This is a genomic window from Actinomadura sp. WMMB 499 (genome assembly GCF_008824145.1).
Taxonomy (GTDB): domain Bacteria; phylum Actinomycetota; class Actinomycetes; order Streptosporangiales; family Streptosporangiaceae; genus Spirillospora.
Genome location: NZ_CP044407.1, coordinates 2422548 through 2447462 on the forward strand (window position 1 = coordinate 2422548; position 24915 = coordinate 2447462).

Consider the following 24915-nt stretch of genomic DNA (forward strand, 5'->3'; position numbering starts at 1 on the left):
GGGGCGCGATGACCGATCGGGCACGGGCGGCGCGGCGCGTCGCCGCGTCCGGCGGGCGCGGCCCGCGGGGCCGGTGCGGCGGCGCCGTCCGCATCGTGGACGGCGCGCACGACATCGGGCTGTGAGGGCGATGGGCGGGAAGTCGGCACGGGCGGAACGGCGGGCGGCCGCGAGCGCGAAGCGCGGACCGCGCGGACGGTGGGCCGCGCGGCGGCTGTTCGCGGCGGCGCGGAAGGGCGACCAGGAGGCCCGGGGGGCGGTGGCCCGGCTCGCGCGGACGCCGGAGCACCGCGCGAGCGACCGGGCCAGGCGCAGGCTCGCGACGTGGTGGGGGGAGGGCCGTCCGGACTCCGAGCGGTTCCGGCCGGTCGTCGTGGAGACCGGCGCCGTCGCCGGGACGGGATACGCCCGGCTGCGGACGCTCGCCCTGCACGGACGGCTCGCCGGGAACTGGTCGGAACGGGACACCGGGCATGCGAACGATCTCGTCGCCGACCGCGATCCGGACGTGCGGCTGAACGCGTCCGCCGCCTGCCGCGACGCCTCCGGCGCCCTGCTGGACGCCCTGTGGGAAGGGGCTTTCGGCAGGCTGGAGGAGGTCCTGCTGGATCGGGACGAGCCGCCGCCGACCGCGCAGCTGGACCGGCTGTGGGCCCGCTGGTTCCGGCTGCCCTCCGCCCCTCTGGAGAGGGCGCTGTTCCGGTGGGGGGTCCCCGCCGACGACGCGCGGCCGGCCGCGTCGGCCATCGCCGGGCTGGAGCCGGGCTCGGCCCTCGAGGAGCGGCACCGCGCGGCGCTGCTCTACGCGCTGCTCCTCGGCGACGAAGGGCTGCGCGACGCGGCGGCGGAGAAACTCACCGCGACGCACGCCCCGCGACTCGTCGACGACCTGTGCGAGCTGGTGCTGCTCCGGCCGGACTCGGACGCCGCGAGGTTCTGCGCCGACCGAGGCCTCGCCCCCCGGGACCCGGTCCGGGGCGCCCTGTTCCACGTGGTGACCGGGCAGGACGGCCGCTACCGGGCGCTCGACCCGGACGGGCGGCTCCTCGTCCTCGCCTACGCCGCCGCCTCGGACGCCGAGCGCGCCCGCGTCCGGGACGCCCTGCTCACGAACGGCGACCTCGACCTCGTCCGCGTCATCGTCGGCGACCCGTCGCCCGGCCCGGCCGGCGCCCGGCCGGGCTCCCGGCACCGCGCCCGGACGGCCGCGGTCTCGCGCGCGGAGGCCCGCTACCTCGCCGAGCGGCTCGCCGAACGCCGCGAATGGAACGAACTCTGGGCGTTCGTCCAGGGCCTGCCCATCGCGACCGCCGCCGAACTGGTCCGGCTGGCGGGCCGGTGGGCGCCGCGCGAGGAGGACGAGCACCGGTACTTCCGCACGCTCCGCGACACCGACCTCGCGGCCCTCGACGACGGCATCGCGCGGCTCCCCGAGCGAGCACCGCTGGAGCCGTACAAGACCCTACGGCTCGAGCGCTTCTACATCACCGGCCTCTCGTTTTCCCCCGACCAACCAACACCCGACCGACCTCCCGGTTCCCCCGACGGCCCGCGGCTGGCCGTCGCGAGCATCGTGCAGCGGCTGAGCGAGATCGATCTCCGCACGGAACGGATCGTCCGGACGTACGAGGAGACCAGACGGTCGCGGCCGGACCGGATCCTGCACACCGGCAACGGCGTCGTGATCGCGTCCCACCGGCCCGAGTACTCGACACCGGAGAACCGGCTGATCCGCTACGCCGGCGGGGACGCGCGCGTCCTGCACACCCCCGCCCATCCCGTCACGTCCCTCGGCCTGACCGGCGACGACGGCGGCTTCGCGGCGTGGACGGAGGGCGGGGACCTGCTGCTCGGCGACCCCGGCGGCGAGATCCGGACGCTGCCCGCCGCCCGGTTCGGGCTCGGCGACGACGAGCCGCCCGAACGGATCGGCGTGCACCGCGAGTCCGGACGGATCGTCGCGTTCGGCGGCGGGCCGGGCGTCCACCTGATCGACCCAGGGGCCCGCTCCGCCACCACCTTCCCCACCGACGAGCCCGTCGCCGCCGCCGGCTTCCTCGACGCCGACACGCTCGTCTGCACGCTCCGGAGCGGGCCGGTGATGCGGATGTCGCTGCGGGACGGGCGGCCGGGACCACCGGCGCTCACGCACCAGGGCCGCTTCAGCGAGCTGTTCGCGCTGCCGCACAGCGGCGAGGCGGTCTTCAAGTGCGTGTACGGGCACCTGCACGTCCACGGCGGCGACCCGCCGGAACGCTTCCACATCCGCCCCTCGCTCGAACCTCACGCCGGCGAAGCGGCCGTGTCGCCGGACGGGACGCTCCTCGCGGCCGGCTACCGCAGCGGCCGCATCGACCTGTTCGACCTGCGGCCCCGGGCGACGGCCGCCCTCCTCCGCCGCCCGGTCGCGGACCTGTCGCCCCGCCACCTGCGGGACGTCGCCGCCGCCCTGGGCGACCGGACGCTCGCCGGCGGGACCCGGACGGCGCTCGAACTCCTCCGGGCCGCCCTCGAGCACCGCTTCCGGTTCGACGTCGAGGTCGGCGACGCCGTCGACCTCGTCGGCGGCGAGCACGACATCGGCCTGTGAGCGCGGAGGGAACACGATGGTCGAGCGGGTGCGGTCGAGGTCGGCGACGCCGTCCACCTCGTACCGGGGCGGCGAGCACGGCATCGGCCTGGGAGGGGTCTCGGTGCCTCCGGCGTTCAATGGACCCTTGCGGGAAGGGGAACGATGACGGACCGGCGGCGCAGGCGGGCGGAACGGTGGACGGCCGCGAGCGCGCGGCGCGGCCCCCGCGGCGCGTGGGCGGCGCGGCGGCTGTTCGCGGCGGCGGAGGGCGACGCGGACGCCCGCGACGGTGTCGTCCGGATCGCGGGAACCTCCGGTCACCGGCTGCGCGAGCGGGCGCGGGAGTCCCTCGCCGGGTGGTGGAGCGACACGCGCGACCCCGGACTGCGCGCCGCCGTCCTCGCCACCGGGGCCGTCGCGGCGGGGCTCCCCGCGCGGCTGGAGACGCTCGCGCTCCACGACCGCCTCGCCGAATGGGACGTCCAGGACGCGGACCGGGCGCCGGCGCTGCTCGCCGACGGCGACGCCGACGTGCGCGAGCGCGCGGCGGCGCGCTGCCGGACCGCCACCGGCCCGATGCTCGCGGCGCTGTGGAACTCCGGTGCCGGTCCGGGCACGCCGCTCCGGGCCGTGCTGCTGGAGAACGCCGCGCCCCCGCCCGCCGGGGTCCTCGGCGGGCTGTGGCGCGAATGGCTCCGCTCCCCCACCGGGGAGGCGGGCGCGGCGCTGCTGCGCTGGGGACGGCCCGCGCCCGGCGGGCGGCACGCGCCGCTCACCGTCGTCGCGGTCGCCGCGGACCCGGCCGTCCTGCTCGAACCGCCCCACCGCGAGGCCCTGCTCGACGCCCTGCTCCTCGACGGCCACCCGCTCGCCGCCATCGCCGCCGAGCGGTTCGCCGCGCTGAACGACCCCGCCCTCACCGACGAACTCTGCACGCGGGCGCTGTCGGACGAGCGCGCGGCCGCGTTCTGCGCCGAACGGGCGCTCGCCCCCGCCGATCCGGCCCGCCGCGCCCTGTTCTTCATCGCCACCGGACGCCCCGCCCAGCACGCGGCGCTCGACCCCGACGGGAGCCTGCTGTCGCTCGGCTACGCGTCCGCCCCGGAGGCCGAACGCGCGCTCGTCCGGGACGCGATGCTCGCGGCCGGCGAACTCGACCTCGTCCGGGTCATCGCGGGCGAGGACCGGCGCTCCCGCGTTCCGGACATGTCCGGCGAGGAGACCCGCTACCTCGCCGGACAGCTCGCCCGCCGGCGCGAGTGGGACGACCTGTGGTCGCTCCTCCAGGACCTCTCCCTCACCGCCGCCGTCGAACTGGTCCGGCTGTTCGACGGCTGGACGCCGCGCGGCGACGACGAGCGCCGCCTGTTCGCGCTGCTGCGGGAGGCCGAACCGGAGTCCCTCGAGGCGGGCACGGACCTCCTGCAGCGAGAGCCGCCGCAGACCGAACCCCAGGCGAGCTACCGGTTCCACACCCGCGTGAACGACGTCTCGTTCTCCCCGACGGCCCGTTCCTCGCCGTCGGGGGCATCACCGGGGTCGCGGGCGTGTTCGACCTGCGCAGCGCCGAACTCGTCGAACGCTACGACGGTTTCGGCGCGTCCGTCGGGAGCGTCCTGCACCTCGGCGGCGCGCTCGTCGCGGCCGAGCACCCCAACCACGGGCAGGCGCAGTGCCGGATCGTCCGGTGCGAGAACGGCCGCGAGCGCGTCCTGCACACGGCGTCCGGCGCGGCCGACTGCCTCGCGCTGACCGGGGACGGCACCTTCGCGGCGGGCACCCGGGACGGCACACTGCTGTTCAGCGGCGTGAACGGGCGCCTCGCAGCCCGCGGCGTCCAGTCGTTCGAGCTGGGCAAGAACCAGTGGCCCCGGCAGCTCGCCGCCCAGCCCGGAGGGACCGGACGGCTCGCGCTGCTCGGCCGCTCGGTCCACCTGATCGAACCCGCCACGGGCCGGGCCCGTCCCGTCCTCCGCCGGTCGGCCATCGCCCGGATCGCGTTCGCGGGGCCCGGCGCCCTCGTCTGCGCCGAGCACGACGGGACGCTGACGCGGGTGCCGCTCGAATCCGGACGGGACGCGCCGCACCACCACGCGAAGCTCCCGGGGTTCGGGGGTATGGCCGTCCTCCCCGGCAGCGGCAGGGTCGTCGCCGCGGACGGGCACGGCGACCTGCACCTTCTCGACGGCGAGACCCTGGAGGGCGTCGCCGTCCACGCGCCGTCGCGGCGCGGCCAGCCGTCCGGGCTGACGGTGTCGCCCGGCGGCGAGTTCCTCGCCGCCGGGCACCGCGACGGCGCCATCGACCTGTTCGACCTGCGGTTGCTGGAGGTGCCCGCGCTCGTCCGGCGCCCCATGGCGGCCTTCCTGCCCCGCCACCTCGAACTCGTCGCCGCCGCCTGCACGGACCCGGCGTCGAGCGACCGGACGCGGCGGACGCTCGAACTGCTCCGGGCGTGCCTGGAGCACCGGTTCCGGTTCGACGTCGAGCTGGGCGAGGCCGTCGCGCCCGCGCGCGGCGAGCACGACATCAGCCTGTGAGGGAGGCGCCGATGGAACGGACGGACACCGACCGGCGGATCGCCGCGAGCGGGCGGCGCGGCCCCTTCGGCGCGCGCGCCGCGAAGCGGCTGCTCGCTGACGCGGCCGGCGGCGACGCCGGCGCGCGGGACGCGGTCGTCCGGATCGCACGGAACCCCGCGCACCGGCTGCACGAACGGGCGCGGGAGCGGATCGCGGGCTGGTGGGCCCGAACGCGCGATCCTGAACTCCGGCAGGCCGTCCTGGACACCGGCGCCATCGCCGTCCGGGAGCCGGCCCGCCTCCAGACGCTCGCCCTGCACGGCCGCCTCCTCCGCTGGCTCCCGGAGGAGGCCGGACGGGCGCCGGAGCTGCTCGCCGATCCCGACCCGGACGTCCGGGCGCACGCCGCCGCGTTCTGCCGCACGGCAACGGGCGCGATGCTGCACGCGCTGTGGGACGCCGACACCGGTCCGGGGACGCCGCTGCGGGACGTCCTCCTCGCGGGTATGGCGCCGCCGCCCGCCGCGAAGCTCGCGGCCCTGTGGGACGCGTGGTTCGAGGCGCCGTCCGAAGAACTCGGAGACGCGCTGCTGCGCTGGAGCCGCCCGAGCGACGACGCGCGGTGCGTCGTCGCGCTGGAGACGGACGCGACGATCCTGCGGCGGACGCCGTACCGGGAGGCGCTCCTGGACGCGGTGGGCATGCGCGGGCATCCGCTCCGCGACATCGCCCGCGAGAAGTTCGGTGCGGTGCACGACCGGCCGCTCATCGAGGAACTGTGCGAGCGCGCGGTCGGCCACGAGGGACTCGCCGGGTTCTGCGCGCAGTACCGGTTCGCGCCCGCCGATCCGGTGACGCGGGCCGCGTTCTACCTGCTCACCGGGCAGCCGAACCAGTACCGGGCCCTCGATCCGGACGGCGGCCTGCTGTCCCTGGCCTACCTGTCGCGCGGGGACGCCGACCGCGCGCGGCTCCGGGAGGCGATGCTCGTCGCGGGCGAGCTCGACCTCGTCCGCGTCGTCGTCGGGGACGACCGCCGCGCCCGCGTCCGCGACATGTCCGCCGACGAGGTCCGCTACCTCGCCGAGCAGCTCGCCCACCGCGGCGAATGGGACGACCTGTGGGCGCTCGTGCTGGACGTCCCGATCCCGACCGGCGCCGCCCTGTTCCGGCTGTTCGAGGGGTGGGCGCCCCGCGGCGAGGACGACCGGGAGCTCTTCACGCGGTTCCGCCGCGCCGACCGCGCGGCCGTCGCGGCCGGGCTGCGCGACGGCGACGGCGACCGTGCGCGGTGGACGGCCGCGCGGCGGGGCCGGCTGCGCTTCCGGCACCACGTGGACGACGTGTCGTTCGCCCCCGACGGCCCGTTCCTCGCCGTCGCGGGACGCGCGGGCGTCGCGGGCGTGTTCGACCTGCGCACCGCCCGGCTCGTCGAGCGCTACGACTGGTTCGACTCGCCCGTCGGGTGCGTCCTGCACGCCGGGAACGGCGTCGTCCTCGCCGGGGAGCGGGGCCGCGGCGGCGCGGGCCCGTGCCGCGTGGTGCGCTGCGCCGACGGGTCGGACACGACCCTGCACACCGGGCTCGGCTCCGTCACGTCGCTCGCGCTGACCGGGGACGGGACGTTCGCGGGCGGCACCCGCGACGGGGACCTGCTGCTCGGGGACGCGGGCGGCCCGGTCCGGGTCCGGCCGATCACCGAGTTCGGGCTGGGCCTGCGCCAGTGGCCGCGGCGGATCGTCGCGCACCGCGGCTCGGGACGGCTCGCGCTGCTCGGCCGCTCGGTGCACCTCATCGACCCCGCGACCGGGCACGCCGTCGGCGCCCATCCGGGACGGCCGGTCACCGAGGTCGGGTTCGTCGACGCCGACACGGTCGCGTGCGCCGACGCGAAGGGGTGGACGGTGCAGCTGCGGGTGGCCGACGGGCACCGCGTGCCCGCGCGGCACGCGCAGATCCGCGGCTGCGCGGGTCTCGGCACGCTGCCCCGCACCGGCCAGGTCGTCATCGCCGACCGGACCGGCGACCTGCACTTCCTGAGCGGCGCGACGCTGTCGCCGCTCGACGTGCACCGGTCGCCGTCGGGCGCCCGGCCGACCGGGCTGACGGTGTCGCCCGGCGGCGAGTTCCTCGCGGCGGGAAACGGCGACGGCCGCATCGACCTGTTCGACCTGCGGCCGCGCGAGGTGCCCGCGCTCGTCCGGCGCCCCGTCGCGGACCTGGTGCCCCGCGACCTCGGCGCCGTCGACGCGGCGCTGGCGAACCCGCTGGTCACCGGGCGGGACCGTGCCGTCCTGGAACTCCTCGGCGCGTCCCTGGCGCACCGCTTCCGGTTCGACGTCGAGCTGGGCGAGACCGTCGAGCTGGCGGCGGGCGAGCACGACATCAGCCTGTGAGGGGCCGATCGCCGCGCCGTCAAGGCCATAAGGGGCGGCGCGGGAGAGGAGATCGCGGAAGAATACGGATGGGATCTCTGAAAGGGGGACGATGACGACCCGTATCGGCATCGACTTCGGCACCGCCAACACCGTCGTCGCGGGCTGGGACCACGAGCTGGACCGCGGGGAGCCGATCCCGCTGCCCGGCCTGGACCTGTCGCGGGAGGGGGACCGGGGCGTCGACCAGCGGGTCGTGCCGTCCCGGATCGCCTTCTCGGGCGGCGGCGACCGGCGGTGGATCGGCGCGCAGGTGACACCGGAGATCGCGAGCGACCCCGAGAACGCGACGTTCCAGTCGACCAAGAGCGCGGTGACCGGGCGGACGGTGGACATCCCGCGGCGGCTCGGCGGCGACCGGACCGTCACGGCGCGGCAGGCGGCGACCCGGTTCCTGTCGGACGTGATGGCCGCCGCGACCCTCGCGGTCGACTCCGGCGACCTGGAGATCGTCGCGACCGCGCCCGTCGAGGCGTTCGACACCTACCGCGACTGGCTCGTCCAGGAGGTCGGCGAGGAGGCGGGCGGCGCGGCGCGGCTGCGCGTGGTGGACGAGGCGACGGCCGCGGCCGTCGGGTACAGCGCCCGGCTGAACCCCGGGGACGTGTTCCTGGTGTTCGACTTCGGCGCCGGGACGCTCGACACGAGTGCGGTGAAGGTGCTCGACCCGTCGAACGCCACCGCGGGCGCGTCCGTCCGGACGATCGCCAAGGCGGGCCTCGACCTGGGCGGCGACCACATCGACGCGCTGCTGGCCGAGCACGTCGCCGAGCAGACCGCCGTCCCGTTCGGCGACACCGAGGAGTACAACCGGATCTTCCGGGAGCTGCTGCGCTCGGCGGAGCAGGCGAAGGTCGCGCTGACCTCGCAGGACTCGGCGAAGGTCGAGGCCGGACGGTACGGCATGGAGATCACCCGGGCGGAGTTCGACGGGCTGCTCAAGCGCAAGGACGTCCTCGGCCGGGTGAACCGGGCGCTGCGCAAGACGCTCGACGGCGCCGCCGCGAAGGGGTTCCCGGCCGACGAGATCTCCAAGGTGTTCCTGGTGGGCGGGACGAGCCTGATCCCGGCGGTGCAGGACGTCCTGTCCCTGCAGTTCCCGCCGGACTCGCTGCACCTGGACCGTCCGCTGGAGGCCGTCGCGGCGGGCGCGGCGGGCATCGCGGGCGGCTACGAGCTGAGCGACCACATCCAGCACGACTACGCGATCCGGCACGTCAACCGGGACACCGGCGCGTACGAGTTCGAGACGCTGGTGGAGGCGGGCACCGAGTACCCGACGCCCGAACCGGTGAAGAAGCTGACGATCAAGGCGATCCGGAACGGGCAGAAGCATCTGGGCATCGCGGTCTACGAGCTGGCGCACGCGAGCTACCGGGAGGCCAGTTCCGACCTGGAGATCATGTTCGACGCGAACGGCGGCGCCCGCACCGTCGCCGTCACCGCGCAGCGGCTGCAGGAACGCTCCCGGCTGTGGCTGAACGAGGACAGCCCCACGTTCCTGGAGGCGGACCCGCCCGCCGAGGCGGGAGTCGACCGCTTCCGGCTCGACTTCCGCGTGGACGCGCAGAAGCGCCTGACCGTGTCCGCCTACGACATCCAGCGCAACACCCTGGTGCTCGACCGGCAACCCGTTGTCCGGCTGTCCTGAGGGAGGACGCCATGTCGCACTACACGAAGGTCCGAACCGCGATCACCGACCAGGAACGTCTGGTCACGGCCCTGAACGAGCTGGGCTTCCGGCACGTCGAGTCGCACTCGTCCCCCACGCACCTGTACGGCTACCAGGGCGACCGGCGTCCGGAGCAGGCGGAGGTGGTCGTCCGCCGGAAGCACATCGGGTCGGCCAGCAACGACCTCGGGTTCCACCGGACGGACGACGGCACGTTCGAGGCGATCATCAGCGGCTTCGACCGGCGCGAGTACGATGCCCGGTGGCTCGACAAGGTGTCGCAGCGGTACGGGCGCCTCACCGCGATAGCGTTCGCCGAGAGCCACGGCTTCGACGTCACCGCCGAGGAGACCGACCGCAGGACCGGCGAGGTCAGGCTGACGCTGCGCCGCACGACCTTCTGACCCGCACACGTTCTGACCCGCACACGTTCTGACCGCGCACGTTCTGACCGGGGGGCGGATCTGAAGGACATCCTGTGGCGGTCCGCGGACAAGCTCCGCGGCTCCATGGACGCCTCCCAGTACAAGGAGTTCGTGCTGGGGCTGGTGTTCCTCAAGTTCACCTCCGGCTCCGGCGCCTTCGACGTCCCCGAGCGGGCCCGCTGGGACGCCGTCCGGGCGGACCCGCCCGGAGGTGATCTCGGGGGCGCGCTGGACGCCGCCATGGAGGCGCTCATGGCGGCGAACCCGTCCCTCGCCGGGGCCCTGCCGAAGATCTTCGGCGGCGTCGACCGGCGCCGCCTCGCCGAGCTCGTCGACCTCATCGACGCCGCCCGCTTCGACCCGGCCCGGTTCGACCGGCCCGGCGACGTCCTCGGCGAGATCTACGAGTACTTCCTGGAGCGGTTCGCGCGGGCCGAGGGCAAGCGCGGCGGCGAGTTCTACACCCCCGCAGGCGTGGTGCGGCTCCTCGTGGAGATCCTGGAACCGTACAAAGGACGCGTGTACGACCCGTGCTGCGGCTCCGGCGGCATGTTCGTCCAGGCGGAGAAGTTCGTGCTGAGCCACCGGGGCGTGCGGGACGACATCGCGGTGTTCGGGCAGGAGGCCAACGAGCGCACGTGGCGGCTGGCCCGGATGAACCTCGCCGTCCACGGCATCGGCGGCGACCTGCACGCGTCCGACACCTTCCACACCGACGCCCACCCCGGCCTCCGCGCGGACTTCGTCCTCGCGAACCCGCCGTTCAACATGTCCGACTGGTACCGCCGGACGGACGATCCCCGCTGGCGGTTCGGCGTCCCGCCCGCCGGGAACGCGAACTTCGCGTGGATCCAGCACATCCTCGCCAAGCTCGGCCCCGCCGGGTCCGCCGGCGTCGTGATGGCGAACGGCTCGATGTCGTCCACCCGGACGGGCGAGGGCGAGATCCGGGCGGCGCTCGTGGAGGCCGACCTCGTCTCCTGCATGGTCGCGCTGCCGTCCCAGCTGTTCCGGACCACGCAGATCCCGGCGTGCCTGTGGTTCCTCGCGAAGGACAAGGGCGCCCGGCCGGGGCACGTCCTGTTCGTCGACGCCCGCGACATGGGCACCCTCGTGGACCGCGCCGAACGCGTCCTGACCCCGTCCGACGTCGACCGGATCGCGGGCGCCCACCGCGCCTGGCGCGCGGGCGAGGCCGTGGACGAGCCGGGCTTCGCGCGCTCGGTCCCGCTGGCCGCGATCCGCGAGCACGGCCACGTCCTCACTCCCGGCCGCTATGTCGGGACGCCCGCCGCCCGGTCCGCCGAACCCGCCGCCGGCCGCGTCGAGCGCCTCACCAAGGAGCTGCTCGCCTGCCTGGACGAGTCGTCCCGGCTCGACGCGATCGTCCGGGACCGGCTGCGGGACCCGCATGGCTGATGTCCCGCTCGCCGACCTGGTCGACCTGGCGAACGGCCGCGCCCGCCCGTCCCCGGACGGCGCCTACCGGCCGTACCGGACGTACGGGTCGAACGGCGTCATCGGGACCTCCGGCCGGTTCAACGCGGACGCCGGGACGATCGTCGTCGGGCGCGTCGGCACGTACTGCGGCACCGTCCACTACAGCCCGGACCGCTGCTGGGTCACCGACAACGCGATCATCGTGACGCCGAAGGACGGCGTGAACCCCCGCTACGTCCACTACCTGCTCAAGTCGCTCGACCTGAACCGGTACCGGATGGGGTCAGGCCAGCCGCTCCTCACCCACGCGACCCTGAACGGGCTCCGGGTGCCGCGCGTGCCCCGCGCCCGGCAGGACCGGGCGGCCTGCGTCCTCGGCGCCCTCGACGACAAGATCGCCGTGAACGACCGTCTCGCGGGCCTCGCCGACGAGCTCGTCCGCGCTCGGTACGACGCGGCCGCCGCCGCGGCCGCGTCGTCCGTCCGGATCGACGCCCTCGGAACGCCGAACCGCGAGGCCGTCCCCGCGTCCCGCATCGACGCGGCCGCGCCCTACATCGCGCTCGAGCACGTCCCCCGCCGCCACATGTGGCTCACTACCTGGACGGACGCCGCCGGGGTCCGCAGCGGCAAGGCGCGCTTCGCGGCGGGCGACGTCCTGTTCGGCAAGCTCCGCCCGTACTTCCACAAGGTCGGGCTCGCGTTCGTGGACGGTGTCGCGTCGACCGACATCCTCGTCGTCCGTCCCGCCGCGGACGGGTACCGCGGCTGGCTGCTCGCCGCCCTGTCGAGCGACGCCGTCGTCGCGCACGCCGCGGCCGTGAGCGACGGCACCCGGATGCCCCGCGCCGCCTGGCCGGACCTCGCCCGCCACCCCGTCCCCTGGCCGGGCGAGGCCGCCGCCCGCCGCTTCACCGCCGCCGTCGAGCCCCTCGCCCGCCGCGTCGAGGCCGCCGCGGCCGAGGCGAGGGCCCTGGCCGCCCTCCGCGACACGCTCCTGCCCGGCCTCGTCGCCGGACGCTGACCGGCCCGCCGGCCCTCCCCCGCACGGCCCGCGTGACGGCACCCACCCTTGACGCAACCCATCGGTTGCCATAGTGTCGCAACCAAGAGGTTGCCATACACGGGGGTTTCATCATGGGTTTCCCTGATCGCATCGAACGGACCGTGGAGCTCGCCCACCCGCCCGCGCGGGTCTGGGAGGCGATCACCACGGCGGAGGGCCTCGGCGGCTGGTTCGGCGACGAGGCGACGATCGACCTGCGCCCGGACGGCGCGGCCCGGCTCCGCTGGGCCGACGGGTCCACCGCCGACCTGCGCGTCGAGCGGGTGGAGGAGCCGAGGGTGTTCGGGTACACGTGGCGCATGGACGGGGCGCCCGAGGACGACCCGCGGCGCACCTACGTCGAGTTCACGCTCGAACCGGCCGCCGGCGGCACCCGCCTCACCGTGGTCGAGACCGGCTTCGCCCAGCTGCCGGACGACCTGCACCGCGATTCCTACGCAAGCCACACCGAAGGATGGGCGCGTGAGCTCGGCGAACTCGTCGAATTCCTCGACGCCGCCTGACGCGGAGGCGATCGCCGAGAAGGTCTTCGCGGCGCTGGCGGACCCGACCCGGCGCGGCATCCTGGCCGCGCTGGCGTCGCACGGGCCCGCCACCGCGACGGACCTGGCCTGCCGCCTGCCGATCACGCGGCAGGCGGTCGCCAAGCATCTGGCCCTGCTGGCCGAGACCGGCCTGGTGACCGCCGAGCCGGGAGAGCGGCGCCGGGTGCGCTACCGAGTTCGCTCCGCACCGATGCGGGTAGCACAGCAGTTCCTGACCGCGCTCGCGCGCGACTGGGACGGCCCCCTCGACGCCCTGAGCGAGCACCTGGATCAATGAACACTTGGAGGGGATCATGAAGCAGCAGACGGCGACCGCCCTGCCGCCGGTCGTGGACCGGGCCGCGTGGCAGGCCGAACTGGACGAGCTCCGCGCCCGCGAGAAGGCGCACACCCGCGAGGGCGACGCGATCGCCGCGGCCCGCCGCCGTCTCCCGATGGTGGAGGTGGACGCGTCCCTGCCCCTGACCGGCCCCGACGGGCGGGTCACGCTCCTCGACACCTTCGAGGGCCGCTCGCAGCTCATCGCCTACTTCCACATGTGGCACACCGGCCGGGAGGCCGCCGCCCAGTGCCCCGGCTGCACCTTCTGCAACGGGCACGTCCGCGAGCTGTCCTACCTGCACGCCCGCGACGTCACCTATGCCACGTTCTGCCAGGGCCCGTACGACGAGAGCGTCCGCTACCGGGACTTCATGGGCTTGGACATGCCCTGGTACTCGGTCCAGGACTCCGCCGGCACGCTGATGGCCGGGCGCGGCCCCTTCCTGCTGGCGTCCTACCTGCGCGACGGCGACCGGGTGTTCGAGACGTACTGGACGACCGGGCGCGGCGTCGAGGCCGGAATGGCACCGAGCTACGGGCTGCTGGACATGACCGTCCACGGCCGCCAGGAGCCGTGGGAGGACTCGCCCGCCGGATGGCCCCGGAGATGGGACGCCGACGAGGAGTACTTCGCCACCGGCGGGCGGCCCACCGCCCAGTGGGCCCGCCTGGAGGCCGGGCACTCCGACGACCTCGGCACCTCCTGACCCCGCCGGGCGGGCGGGCACGTGCCCCGCCCGCCCGGCGTCGGCCCGGGCCGCCGTCAGCCCAGGCGGGCCCGCAGGGCCTCGATGATCCGCGGCCGCATCTCCGCGGCGCCGATCACCGCGTCGACCGAGCCGACCTCGACCGCGCGGCGGATGTCGTGCACCCGGTCGAACTCGGTGGCCACCTCGCCGAGCTTCTCGGCGCGGACCGACGCGCGCAGCTCGCCGAGCTCGGCGAGCAGCGCCGCCCGCTCGGGACCGGCGGCGGCCGCCGCGCGGGCCTCCAGGTCCTGCACGCGCGCGTCGGCCTCGGTGCGGGCGTCCACGTCGTTGGAGAACACCACGGCGGCGGCGGGCGCGCCGCCGAGCACCGAGGCGAACGAGCCCTCCAGCGCGAACACGGTCATGTTCGGGTTCAGCGCCTTGGAGAACACCACGAACGCGCCGCCGTGGTACCGGGAGATCACGCAGAACACGATGGGGCCGCGGAAGTTCACGATCGCGCGGCCGATCTCCGCCCCGTACTCCAGCTGCAGCTTGCGCAGCGACTCCGGGGAGCCGTCGAAGCCCGACAGGTTCGCCAGCACCACCAGCGGCCGGTTGCCGCTGGCCGCGTTGATCGCCCGCGCCGCCTTCTTCGACGACTGCGGGAACAGCGTGCCCGCCGTGTAGGCGTCCGGTCCGTCGGTGGGCGGGAACCCGCGCCGCGGCACCGACCGCGACTCGATGCCGAGCAGGCACACCGGCATGCCGCCGAGGTGCACGTCCTGCACCGCCGCGGTCTCCGCGTCCGCCATGCCCGCCCAGCGCTCCAGGACGGGGTGGTCCTGGTCGGACAGGGCCCGCATCACGGTCCGGATGTCGAACGGCTTCTTGCGGTCCGGGTTCGCCGCGGCGGAGAAGATCTCCCCGACGGTCGTGAAGTCGCTGCCTTCCACCGCGTGCGGGAAGTCGGAGATGTCGCGGTCGGCGGGGTCGGTCGTCTCCGCCGCCGCGGCCCGTCCTCGCCCGGCACCACGTAGGTGTGGTCGTAGTGCGCCATGAGGACGTCCCGCGCGGCCGGCAGGTCCGGCGCCCAGTACTGCGCCTGCCCGTTCGGGCCCATCACCCGGTCGTGGCCGCCGATGCCGAAGTTGTCCTCGGCCGACACGCCGCCGGAGAAGTCGAGCGCCTGCTTGCCGGTCAGCACCATCGCCGAGTCGGGCGTCATCACCAGGACGCCCTTGGTGTGCATCAGCATCGTCGCCTCGGCGTTCCAGTACGGCTGCGCGCCGACGTTGATGCCCGCGACCAACGACGTTGATCTCGCCGCCGTCCTGGGTGAACTCGACGATCCGCTTGAGCGCGGCGGCCACCCAGTCCATGTTCTCGGTGCCCGAGTCCATGGAGATCCGGGCGCCGGACGACAGCGCGTACCACTCCAGCGGCACCCGCAGCCGCTCGGCCAGGTCCAGCGCGGCGATCACGCGGCGGCACTCCGGTTCCGACAGCGCGCCGAGCGACTTCGTCGGGTCGCCGAGCAGCACGACCCGCGTGACGCCCTCCGGATGCCGCGCCGTCGGCGTGCTCACCACGCCCGCGACCATCGCCGCCGTGTTGCGCCCCGCGGGCCGGTCGACCGGCACCAGCGCGTGGTCCCCGTCGAGGTCGTGCTCCACGAAGTCGCCGAGCATCCGCGTCAGCTCGTACGGGTACACGGTGTTGCGGGCGCTCGCGCGCAGCACCTTCTGCCGGTAGCCGTCGACCGGCTCGACCGGCTCGTCGGACGGCTCCCCGACCGTCACCCGGACGCCCCCGGCCGCGTCGAACGTGATCCGCGCGGCCATCTTGCTCAGCTCGCCGGTCGCCGCGTCGCGGCGCCGTCCGATGAGCTGGATCTCCTCCAGCCCGGCGCCCGCCGCCGACGGCAGCACCCGCCCGACGATCATCTCCAGCTCCGCCTGCGTCAGGCCGATCGGCGGCCAGACGTAGACCACGATCCGGTTGGTGCTGAACCGCTTCTTCGACGGCCGCAGCTGCCGCACCCGGCGGATCGACTCCAGGCAGCTGGCGATGCTGTACTCGGCCATCGGCAGGGTGACCAGCCGGCCGTCCTGGTCGCGCAGCTCGGTCAGCTCCCGGACCTGCGTGAACGCGACGAGCCGGTCGTCGGACGGGTTCTCCCGCGCAACCGCCTGGAAGAGGTAGACCTCCTCGTCCGACGACGGCAGCCGGGTCAGGTCGAACTCGCCGAGCCGCTCCATCTGCATCCGCTCGGCGATGTAGGGGTGCAGGCCGCGGATCAGCCGCTCCTCGGCCATGCCGTCCGCCGACGGACGGAACGTGAAGTGGTGGTGCATCACCGCGCCGCGGCTGCCCGCGACGGTCGCGGTGACCCTGCGGACCCGCTCCGGCAGCGGCCGCGCGCCGATCACCTCGTGCAGCGCGGCCGCCATCGCGTCGAAGTCGTCCGGCTGCCCCTCCCAGGCGAGGTAGATGTCGGCGTCGACGTCCTCCTCGCCCGCCAGGTCCGCGAGGCCGCGCAGCGCGCCGTCCAGCGCCTCGAAGCGCACCGCCGCCGACACCAGCCGCGAGCCCGCCCGCTCCGCGACCACGAACGTGCAGCCCCCCGCCTCGCGGGTGCGGACGTCGAGGAGCCCCTTGTTGCCGTAGTACCGGCGGGTCAGCACCTCCAGCATGACCGTGTTGTCGAGCTCACCGTCCGCGCCGCCGCGGCCGAGCCGCCGCCCGAGCAGCCGCACCAGCGGCTCGGTGCTGCGGACCATCTCGGCGACGCGCTCCGCGCGGTCCGGCGCGTCCGGGAACTCGTCCAGGTGCCGCAGGTGGCGGCGCACGCCGGCGTAGACGCGGGCGCGGTTGCGGCGCAGCAGCGGCTGCGCGAACCACGCGAACACCACCCCGCACGCCAGGTCGTACACCACGGGGAAGCGCACCTGCGTCGCCGCCACCAGCCGCTCCAGCGCGAGCCCGACGCTCTCCCGCATCCGCTCGTCCGGCGGCGGCTCCTGCAGCCACGCGCGCAGCAGCGTCGCGACGACCGTCGCGTCGGCGGACGCGCGCTGCTGCGCCAGGAAGATCCGGAACACCGCCGCCTCGAGCTCCGCCGTGCGCTCCAGGTCGGTGACGCCGTAGTGCCCGAGCGCCTTCGCGAGCCGCTCCCGGAACGCGTCCGGCAGCCCGGCCCGCTCGGCGTCCAGGCTCTGCAGGTAGGTGTGGAAGTGCTCGCGGGCGCTGTGCACGTGGCCTTCCTCGCCGCCCGCCGGGCGGTTGCGGCCCAGCTCGGCGAGGTCGGCGAACACGTCGACGAGCGCCAGCTCGTCCGCCAGCGGCCGGGGCCCGTCCACCGCCCGCGCGGCGAGGTAGTCCGCCAGGACGCGGCGCTCGTCGTGCGGGTCGACGTCGAAGCCCAGCAGCAGGCTGCGCAGGTCCTCCCGGCCGCGCGCCGCGCGCTCCCGCACCGGCACCGCACCGGGCGCCGCCGGCAGCTCCAGCTCGACGGCCCCGCCGACCGCGGCGTCCTCCGCCTCGGCCTCGTCCGCGAGCTGCTCCAGCCGCAGCAGCGGCGCGCCGGCCTCCACCTGGCTGCCCACGGACACGACGCATTCCTTCAGCCGCGCCCTGAACGGCGCGCGCAGCACCGTCTCCATCTTCATGCTCTCCAGCACCAGCACCGGCGCGCCCGCCTCGACCTCGGCGCCCGCCGCCACCGGCGTCGCGACGACCAGCGCCGGCGCGGGCGAGCGGACGACGCCGCCCTCGTCCCGGCTGACCCGGTGCGGCACCCCGTCCACCTCGACCAGGTGCACCGGCCCGTGCGTCCCGATGACCAGCCGGTACCGGGTGCCGTTGACGGTGATCCGGCCGGTGTGGCGGTCGAAGCGCTCCAGCTCGACGTCGGCGGCGCGCACCTCGTCGCCCGCCTCCACGCCCACCCGGAACCGGTGCGCGCCGACCCGCGCCACCCGCAGCCGGTGCCCGGCGCCGCGCAGCTTGAGGTCCAGCGGCCGCCCGCTCTCGTGCCGCACCTGCGGTCGGCCGCCCGACGCCGTCGACAGCAGCCGCGCCCGCTCGGCGCGCTCCTCCTCCTCGTACACCTCGATGGCCGCGGCCACCAGCGCGACACCGGAGTGCCGGTGCGAGACGAGCCCGCCCGCCTCCCGCACCCGGTCGATCCAGCCGGTGTCCGCGCTGCCGTCGATCACCTCGGGCCGGTTCAGCAGGTCGAGCACGAAGCCCTTGTTCGTCGCGCCGCCCTCGATGATCACGGTGGTCCGCGCCATCGCCCGGCGCAGCCGGCCCAGTGCCTCGTCCCGGTCCCGGCCGTAGGCGATGATCTTCGCGATCATCGAGTCGAAGTCGGCGGGGATCGTGTCGCCCTCGCCCACCCCGGTGTCCACCCGGACGCCCGGCCCCGCGGGCAGCTCCAGCCGCGCGATGCGTCCCGGGGCGGGCGCGAAGTCGCGGTCCGGGTCCTCGGCGTTCAGCCGCGCCTCGATCGCGTGCCCGCGCTCCGCCGGCGGCCCCCTCCAGCCGTCCGCCGGACGCCACGTGCAGCTGCGCCCGCACCAGGTCGAACCCGGTGGTCGCCTCGGTGATCGGGTGCTCGACCTGCAGGCGGGTGTTGACCTCAAGGAACGCGAACAGCTCGTCGCCCGGGTGGTAGAGGAACTCGACCGTCGCCGCGCCCCGGTAGCCCACCGCCACCGCCAGCCGCTCGGCGGACGCCTTCAGCTCCGCCGCCTGCTCGGGCCGCAGCACCGGCGACGCCGACTCCTCGATGATCTTCTGGTTGCGGCGCTGCACCGAGCAGTCCCGCACCCCGAGCGCCCACGCCGTCTCACCGTCCGCGATCACCTGCACCTCGACGTGCCGGGCGCCGGTCACCAGGCGTTCCAGGAACACCACGCCGCTGCCGAACGCCCGCGCGGCCTCCTGGCCGGTGCGCTCGTAGGCGTCCACCAGCTCCGCCTCGTTCGCGATCATCCGGATGCCGCGGCCGCCCCCGCCCGCGGTCGCCTTCAGCATCAGCGGGTAGCCGATCTCGGTGGCCGCCGCCACCGCCGCGTCCAGGCTCTCGACCGCGCCCCGGCTCCAGGGCGCCACCGGCACCCCGACCTCCTCGGCGATCAGCTTCGCGCCGATCTTGTCGCCGAGCCGCCGCATCGCGTCCGCGCTCGGCCCGACGAACGTCACCCCGATCCGCTCGCACAGCTCCGCGAACGCCGGATCCTCCGCGACGAACCCCCAGCCGACCCACGCGGCGTCCGCCCCGCACTCCACGAGCGCGCGCTCCAGCACCTCGAGGTCGAGGTACGGCCGCGCCGACGCGGGCCCGAGATCGTACGAGAGGTCCGCTTCGCGAACGAACCCGGCGGCCCGATCGACGTCGGTGTACAGGGCGACGGTCTCGATCCGCGTGCCGCTCTCCGCGGCGATGTCCCGCACGGCGTGGATGAGCCGCATCGCGGACTCACCACGGTTGACGATGGCGACACGACTGAACACCTGACCGAACCCCCTGTGGACGCGTGAGACTGACCGGCGGCGTCAGCCTCTCGTCTATCGGCCGGTAGTTCCATGTCGCGGACATCGCACGCTACGCGGCCAAGTTTGTTGGAATCCTCCAAACGCCACCGGATCGCGGTGTGCCCACCAGTGAGCACCCGACGAACGGCACGAAGGATCTACCCGACCGACCACCTTCGGACACCTTGATCATCTCCGCCCGCCGAACTCCCACGCGTGCACCTCGACGGCGTCGTACGGCTCCGAGGTCAGGACGTCCCGCGCCGCGTCCGGCCCCGTCGCCCGCACCAGCGCGGCCGTCCCGAGCCATGCCCCGCCGTCGTCCGCCAGCAGCGGCCCGAACGCGATCAGGTCCGCGTCCGGGTCCGCACCGTCGTCCGCGTCGCCGTCCGTCCGGGCGCCGGACGGGACGTCGAGGTCCGCGGGCTCGCCGGAGCCGAACCCCAGCACGAGATACCGGTCCTCGCCCGTCCGTCCGCCGGGGAAGTCCCACATCGTGCGCCCGAGCAGGTTGCGCCACCGCCGCACCAGCACGTCCCGGTACGCCCCCGCCTGCCAGCAGGGCTCGTCGAACGCGAACGCCCGCGCGGCCGCCGGATCCGGCAGCTCGACGATGTGCACGCTCCCGGACAGCTCACCGTCCGCGTCGAACGTCGGCCCGCGAGCGATCAACTCCTTGGCGAACCGGTCCATGTACGACCAGTGCTCCTCGATCAGCTCATGCCGAAGGCCCACGGAGCCGGGGCGATCCCGGTGATAGCAGAAGAACTCCACCCACCGAGTCTCGCAGCCCGACCGTCCTCGGCCACGGTCAGCGAGCGGGAAGCCGCTTGAGCGCGCCCACCAGTCCCGCGAACTCGGCGGCGCTCAACGCGAGGTGCCCGGCCCCAGGGGCCTTGGAGTCCCGCACCCCGACGCCGCGCGCAAGTCGTCCCAGCTCTACGCACACGTCGTCCCCGACGCCGCTGTAGGAACTCTTGCGCCACTGGACGATCACGTCGAGCGCTCGTCCTCGCGCCTGATCTCGGCGAAGATCGCAGCCAACGCCGAGCGGCCCACCTTGATGTGCCCAGCCCCAGGATCCTTGGAGTCCCGGACGCCGATACCTGACGCAAGACGTCCCAGCTCAACACACGCCTTGTCGCTCACACCGCCACTGTAAGAACTCTTACGCCACTGGACGATCATGCATACCTCCCCAAGTACTGCTCGATCACCTTGCGCGAATCACTCTCAGGCAGAGCCTTTGCGCCGATTCGTTCAAATATATCCCCTACCTCCCTCACCTCGCCGGGGGATTCGATCAAGCGTCCGCCACACTGAGCCCCCACATAGGCGACGTCTCGGGTTCCAAGCCGGATAATCTGGAGCGAACCATCCACCCCACGCGTACCACCTGCCGAGAAGGGCACGATCCGCAGGAGTACGAGGCACTCGTCCACCATCTCCAGCAGGTGGCGAACCTGGTCCGCCATCACCTTGAAGCCGCCAATCTCCTGCGCCAGAGCACCTTCGCCCAGTAGCACCCACAAGTCCGGCGGATCCTCGCGGTCGAGGATTGCGGCTTTGCGATCAGCCCGCTCCTGTAGTTCGTGGTCGACACCCTTCGGGGAACCCGCCAACAGCAGCGAGCGGGTGTACGCCTCCGTCTGCAGCGGATGCGGAACCGCCTGGCCATGGTAGGTCCTGATCGACACGGCTTCCTGCTCATAGGTAGAAAACTGTCCAAACCAGTCCGGATCGTGAGCCATCCGGGCATACCAGAGCATTGTCTGCAGAAGTTCGCCGGTCCCGTACCACTCATCAAGCTTCACCAAGTGACCTTCATGCGGACGAAGCCTTCCCGCCTCCATGTTAGAAACAGTCGATCTCGCGACGTTGAGGATCCGGCCACACTGAGTGAGCGACAACCCCGCCTTCTCTCGAAGAAAGCGCAGGTGGAAGGCAAGGAAGTGCCACTGCGACACCTTGGGGTCGAGGGGTTCGCGGACGATCGGCATGACCGCTCCTGTTTATTGTTGTTTATATCAACACACCAAATCTAAGGCACTCCGGCGATCCTTGCCACAGGAAATCGAAAACCGAGGCGAGGGGACGCAATGTCGATCACTGCGACGGGGGACTTGATCATTCCTCTGCTGGGAACGCCGACGGTCGTGGGGCTCGCGCGCACTCTGGCAGGGGCCCGCCTAAACAAGTGGAATTGTCACCACATTTCGGACGATGCACTTCTCATCGTCTCGGAACTCGTCACCAACGCGGCGCGCCAGACGCCGCACCAGGAGATCCGGCTCCAGGTCAGCCGGGACACGGCCGGGATCGTCATCGCCGTCTGGGACGCGAGTCCGGAGATCCCGCAGGCGCGCCCCGTCCCGGAGGTCACGCTGGACGACCTGGACGCGCCCGACGGCTCGTTCGACGACAACGGCGGGCGCGGACTGCCGCTCGTCCAGGCCCTCTCTCGCTCGTGCGGCGTCACGAAAGACCCGACGGGCGGGAAGTGGATCTGGGCTCGGCTCAGCCCATAGTGCTGCCCGGGGGCCGTCAGCCCTGGACGAGACGACCGGCGTGTTCGGCTTCGTCGGGCCGGACGGCGGCGGGCCGGGCACTCAGCAGGCGCCAGCGCGCCGTCACTCCGCCCAGGCCGGTGAGACGGCCCTCGGTCAGGGCTCGTTCGATCCGGGAGCGGACGTCGGCCTCGGCTGCGGGTTCGCTCGCGAACAGCACCCGCGGCCGCACCCGGTCACCGGCACGGCGGGCGTCGGTGTGGTGCGGGGCCAGCGGGCAGGGCGGCCGGTGCTCCCAGTGCCCGCACAAGGCGACCGTTATGGCGGCCCCCGGCGCCCGGACGTCCTCGCCCGTGTCCATGGCGACGACCGCCTCGTGGGCGAACGCTCTGCGCGGCATGGACGGACTTAACCGTGCAGCGTGGGCCGGTAGACGAGCTCCTGGATGCGACCGTCGAGCGTCCGGTGCTCGATCAGTTCCAGGTCGAAGTCGGCCGCCCCCCGAAAGATCGGTTCCGTCCCGCTCCGGCCGGTGATCACGGGAAAGATCGTCACCTGGACGCGGTCGACCAGACCGGCGGCCATCAGCGCCCGGTTCATCGACAGGCTGCCGTGCGAGCGCAGCGGCACCGCGGACTCCTTCTTGAGCCGGGCGACGACGTCGACGGCGTCGCCGCGCGCGACGGTCGCGTCCGGCCAGTCGAGGGGGGCTTCCAGCGTCGTCGACACCACCGTCGCGGGCAGGTTCCGCATCCGGGTGACCCAGGGGTCACGCACCTCGGAGTCCTCGGTGCTCGTGGCCAGCATCTCCGCGAACTGCCGGTACGTGGTGGCGCCGAAGATCATCCGCTGTTCCTCGCCGTACAGGGTGAGCCGGTGGTCGAGAAGCTCGGGGCCCTGCTTGCCCCAATACCCGCCCCAGTCGCCGTCGCCGCCGTAGGAACCGAAGCCGTCGAGGCTGGAGAAGACATCGAACGTGTAAGTGGCCGCCATGCTGCTCTCCTCGGGTGCGGTGATCGCGTGTCGGGATGTAGACCGGCGACCACGTCCAAACTCATCGCCGCAGGCTCCTGGAATCGATCGACCGCTCTGGATGCGCCCCGCTGTGACGCACCACGGCCGAGAAGCGCGCCCGCCCCCTGGTCATCGCCGTCCCGGACAGTGTCCCCGCGAACCGTTCGAGTACGCCCCCATGGACGCGAGGACGGACGAGCGCAACGACGGCGGCCCGGGAACCGGACCGCGTCCGGGCCGTTGCTGATCCCCCAGGGCGCGGACTTACTTATTCCTTGACACGAATATTCGTCATGGAGAATACTTCGAGCCATGGACGCATCGCTTCTCGCCGCGCTGGCCGATCCGGCGCGCCTGCGGCTCGTTCGGCTGCTGGCCGAGCGGCCCCGGCCGGTCGGCGTGCTGGCCCGGCTCGCCGACGCGCGCCAGCCCCAGACGACCAAGCATCTGCAGGCGCTCGAACGCGCCGGCGTCGTCATCTCCCAGCGCAGCGGGCAGCGCCGCATCTACGCGCTCCAGCCCGGCCCGTTGCGGGAGCTGGCGGACGCGCTGAACCGGCTCGCCGACACCGCCGACCACGCGGGCGGCTTCCGCGAGACCTTCGACCGTTACGGGGCCAACCTCGACATCGAACGGGAAGCCGCGCGGGCCGAGGGCTGGGCGGACGGGCGTTCGTTCGGCTTCGTCCGGTCGACGGCGGCTCGTCCCGAACTGGTCTGGCGGCACCTGACCGAGGAGTCCCTGCTCGCCCGCTGGTGGACGCCCGACGGCCTGCGCGTGTCCGAGCTCGTCTTCGAGGCGCGGCCGGGCGGGCGGATCGTCCAGGGATACCGCGACGCCGACGACACCGACGGCTCCGACCTGGTCGTCGGGCGCGCGGAAGGAGCCGTCGAGGAGGTGCGCCCCGGCGAGCGCCTGAGCTACCGGACGTCGCCGCTGCTCCCCGGCGGCGGCCTCGCCTTCACCGCGCACGTCACCTTCGACCTGCACCCGACCGACTCCGGCACACGGCTGGACGTCCAGTGGCGGCTCACCGACAGCACCGCCCAGTCCGCCGACTTCATCGCGGGCATCGAGATCGGCTTCGGGCAGAGCCTGGACAGGCTCACCTCGATCCTGGCCGCCGACACGTAGACCACGGACCACCCAACCCGCACAACACCTGACACAAGGAGATCCTCGTGGGACGACTCGTCATCAACGTCGCCGTGACCGTCAACGGTGCCTTCGAGGCACCGGCGCCAGAGGCGCAGGGCAGCTGGCTGGTCACCGACCCCGACAGCATGCGGGCCGGGCAGGAGATGTGGCAGGCGGCCGACGCCATGCTGCTCGGCCGCAGGACCTACGAGGGGCTGTCCGCCGTCTGGCCCGAGCTCGCCCACGTCCCCGGCTACGAGGCGTACGCGGCGCGGATGAACGGCATGCCCAAGTACGTCGCGTCCCGGTCGCTGACCGGACCGCTGGCGTGGAACGCCACTCTCCTCGAAGGCGACCTCGCCGAGAGCATGAGCCGCCTCAAGGAGGAGCACGACGGCAACCTGATCGCTCCGTCCGCCGGGGAACTCACCCGCGCGCTCATCGCCCACGACCTCGTCGACGATTTCTGGTTCCACGTCAGTCCCTACCTGTGGTCGACGGGACCTCGCATCTTCGACGAGATCGGCCCCGTCCGGCTGGAGCTGGTCAACACCACGACCTTCAGCTCGGGCATCGTCCGCCTGTGCTACCGCCCGTCTGCGGCCGACGCCGCTGCCGCGGCCTGACTCCGCAGCGGCCCGGCGACGCGAACCGCCGGGGGCGAGCTTCACGGGTGTCTCCTACTCCAGCAGTGCCGGGGCGCTTCACCCCGAGTCCGCGCACCAACGCGCATCGCCTCGGTGTGCACCTGGCCAACGCGGAGAACGACCCCACGCTCCTCGCCGAAGCGGCCGAACTCGGGCGGCAGGGCCGCTACACGCCGCGCATCGAGCGGACGGACCCGTTCGAACGACTCGCGGAAGCGCACGCGCACGCCGAGCGCGGACACACCCGCGGAAAGATCGTCGTCCGCGTCTGAGCCTCTTTCCTCCGTTACGGCTCGCGGCGGTCGGCCTCAGTGCTCGTACTGCGGCCGACCGCAGCAGGTTGTGCGGTCCGCCCCATGGTGGGTGCCGCCGTCCCGCC

General features: G+C 73.8%; 19 protein-coding genes and 2 pseudogenes. 14 read left to right on the plus strand and 7 right to left on the minus strand.

The features are described 5' to 3' along the window. Positions 1–121: 121 nt before the first annotated feature. From F7P10_RS42215 to F7P10_RS10435, 10 genes are all read left to right on the plus strand, one after another. Positions 122–2590 (plus strand): hypothetical protein, encoded by a 2469-nt coding sequence (locus F7P10_RS42215; RefSeq protein WP_176611398.1) that lies wholly within the window; start codon positions 122–124, stop codon positions 2588–2590. A 144-nt stretch (positions 2591–2734) separates the two neighbouring features. Continuing rightward, complete coding sequence (locus F7P10_RS10395) at positions 2735–4324, plus strand: hypothetical protein (RefSeq protein WP_151009153.1); 1590 nt, start codon at positions 2735–2737, stop codon at positions 4322–4324. A 799-nt stretch (positions 4325–5123) separates the two neighbouring features. Next, entirely contained in the window at positions 5124–7490 is a 2367-nt protein-coding gene (locus tag F7P10_RS10400) for a hypothetical protein (RefSeq protein WP_151009154.1), read from the plus strand. Between the two features lie 91 nt (positions 7491–7581). Then, positions 7582–9180, plus strand: a complete 1599-nt coding sequence (locus F7P10_RS10405) for an Hsp70 family protein (RefSeq protein WP_151009155.1) — start codon at positions 7582–7584, stop codon at positions 9178–9180. 11 nt (positions 9181–9191) lie between these two features. After that, a complete protein-coding gene (locus F7P10_RS10410) occupies positions 9192–9605 on the plus strand; it encodes a DUF1257 domain-containing protein (RefSeq protein WP_151009156.1) in 414 nt (137 codons plus the stop codon). A gap of 105 nt (positions 9606–9710) precedes the next feature. Beyond that, positions 9711–11045, plus strand: a complete 1335-nt coding sequence (locus F7P10_RS10415; protein ID WP_151009157.1) for a type I restriction-modification system subunit M — start codon at positions 9711–9713, stop codon at positions 11043–11045. Then, the gene (locus F7P10_RS10420; protein WP_151009158.1) at positions 11038–12090 is read left to right on the plus strand and encodes a restriction endonuclease subunit S; all 1053 of its coding nucleotides are present in this window, start codon (positions 11038–11040) and stop codon (positions 12088–12090) included. Before F7P10_RS10415 ends, F7P10_RS10420 begins: the two co-directional genes overlap by 8 nt. Before the next feature lie 113 nt (positions 12091–12203). Beyond that, positions 12204–12635 (plus strand): SRPBCC domain-containing protein, encoded by a 432-nt coding sequence (locus F7P10_RS10425; protein ID WP_151009159.1) that lies wholly within the window; start codon positions 12204–12206, stop codon positions 12633–12635. Continuing rightward, complete coding sequence (locus F7P10_RS10430; RefSeq protein WP_151009160.1) at positions 12595–12954, plus strand: metalloregulator ArsR/SmtB family transcription factor; 360 nt, start codon at positions 12595–12597, stop codon at positions 12952–12954. Before F7P10_RS10425 ends, F7P10_RS10430 begins: the two co-directional genes overlap by 41 nt. A 16-nt stretch (positions 12955–12970) precedes the next feature. After that, positions 12971–13705 (plus strand): DUF899 family protein, encoded by a 735-nt coding sequence (locus F7P10_RS10435; RefSeq protein ID WP_151009161.1) that lies wholly within the window; start codon positions 12971–12973, stop codon positions 13703–13705. A gap of 56 nt (positions 13706–13761) precedes the next feature. On the opposite strand, the pseudogene F7P10_RS10440 reads toward F7P10_RS10435, so the two are convergent. From F7P10_RS10440 to F7P10_RS10460, 5 genes and pseudogenes are all read right to left on the minus strand, one after another. Next, positions 13762–19210 (minus strand): annotated as a pseudogene (locus tag F7P10_RS10440) (carboxyl transferase domain-containing protein). Between the two features lie 210 nt (positions 19211–19420). After that, positions 19421–20005 carry a YciI family protein gene (locus F7P10_RS10445; RefSeq protein ID WP_151009162.1) on the minus strand — a complete coding sequence of 195 codons (585 nt, stop codon included), beginning with the start codon at positions 20003–20005 and terminating at the stop codon, positions 19421–19423. Between the two features lie 37 nt (positions 20006–20042). Further along, positions 20043–20228, minus strand: a complete 186-nt coding sequence (locus F7P10_RS10450; RefSeq protein WP_151009163.1) for a DUF397 domain-containing protein — start codon at positions 20226–20228, stop codon at positions 20043–20045. Then, positions 20225–20419 (minus strand): DUF397 domain-containing protein, encoded by a 195-nt coding sequence (locus tag F7P10_RS10455; protein ID WP_151009164.1) that lies wholly within the window; start codon positions 20417–20419, stop codon positions 20225–20227. Before F7P10_RS10455 ends, F7P10_RS10450 begins: the two co-directional genes overlap by 4 nt. Further along, on the minus strand, positions 20416–21231 hold the full coding sequence (locus F7P10_RS10460; RefSeq protein WP_151009165.1) for a helix-turn-helix transcriptional regulator: 816 nt from the start codon (positions 21229–21231) through the stop codon (positions 20416–20418). Before F7P10_RS10460 ends, F7P10_RS10455 begins: the two co-directional genes overlap by 4 nt. Positions 21232–21354: 123 nt before the next feature. On the opposite strand from F7P10_RS10460, the gene F7P10_RS10465 reads away from it, so the two are divergent. Then, positions 21355–21759: an ATP-binding protein gene (locus F7P10_RS10465; RefSeq protein WP_176611399.1), complete on the plus strand. Its 405-nt coding sequence runs from the start codon at positions 21355–21357 to the stop codon at positions 21757–21759. A 16-nt stretch (positions 21760–21775) separates the two neighbouring features. On the opposite strand, the gene F7P10_RS10470 is transcribed toward F7P10_RS10465, so the two are convergent. Together F7P10_RS10470 and F7P10_RS10475 are read right to left on the minus strand one after the other, a co-directional pair. Beyond that, complete coding sequence (locus F7P10_RS10470) at positions 21776–22138, minus strand: hypothetical protein (RefSeq protein WP_151009167.1); 363 nt, start codon at positions 22136–22138, stop codon at positions 21776–21778. An 8-nt stretch (positions 22139–22146) separates the two neighbouring features. Then, positions 22147–22731, minus strand: coding sequence for a dihydrofolate reductase family protein (locus tag F7P10_RS10475; RefSeq protein ID WP_151009168.1), 585 nt, complete (start codon positions 22729–22731; stop codon positions 22147–22149). Between the two features lie 333 nt (positions 22732–23064). Between F7P10_RS10475 and F7P10_RS10480 the strand changes: the two genes are divergently transcribed. The 3 genes and pseudogenes from F7P10_RS10480 to F7P10_RS10490 all read left to right on the plus strand — a co-directional run. Next, positions 23065–23886, plus strand: a complete 822-nt coding sequence (locus tag F7P10_RS10480) for a metalloregulator ArsR/SmtB family transcription factor (RefSeq protein WP_151009169.1) — start codon at positions 23065–23067, stop codon at positions 23884–23886. Between the two features lie 47 nt (positions 23887–23933). After that, entirely contained in the window at positions 23934–24515 is a 582-nt protein-coding gene (locus tag F7P10_RS10485; RefSeq protein ID WP_151009170.1) for a dihydrofolate reductase family protein, read from the plus strand. Positions 24516–24613: 98 nt separating this feature from the next. Further along, positions 24614–24808 (plus strand): annotated as a pseudogene (locus F7P10_RS10490) (zinc-binding dehydrogenase); the annotation flags it as partial. Positions 24809–24915: the final 107 nt, after the last annotated feature.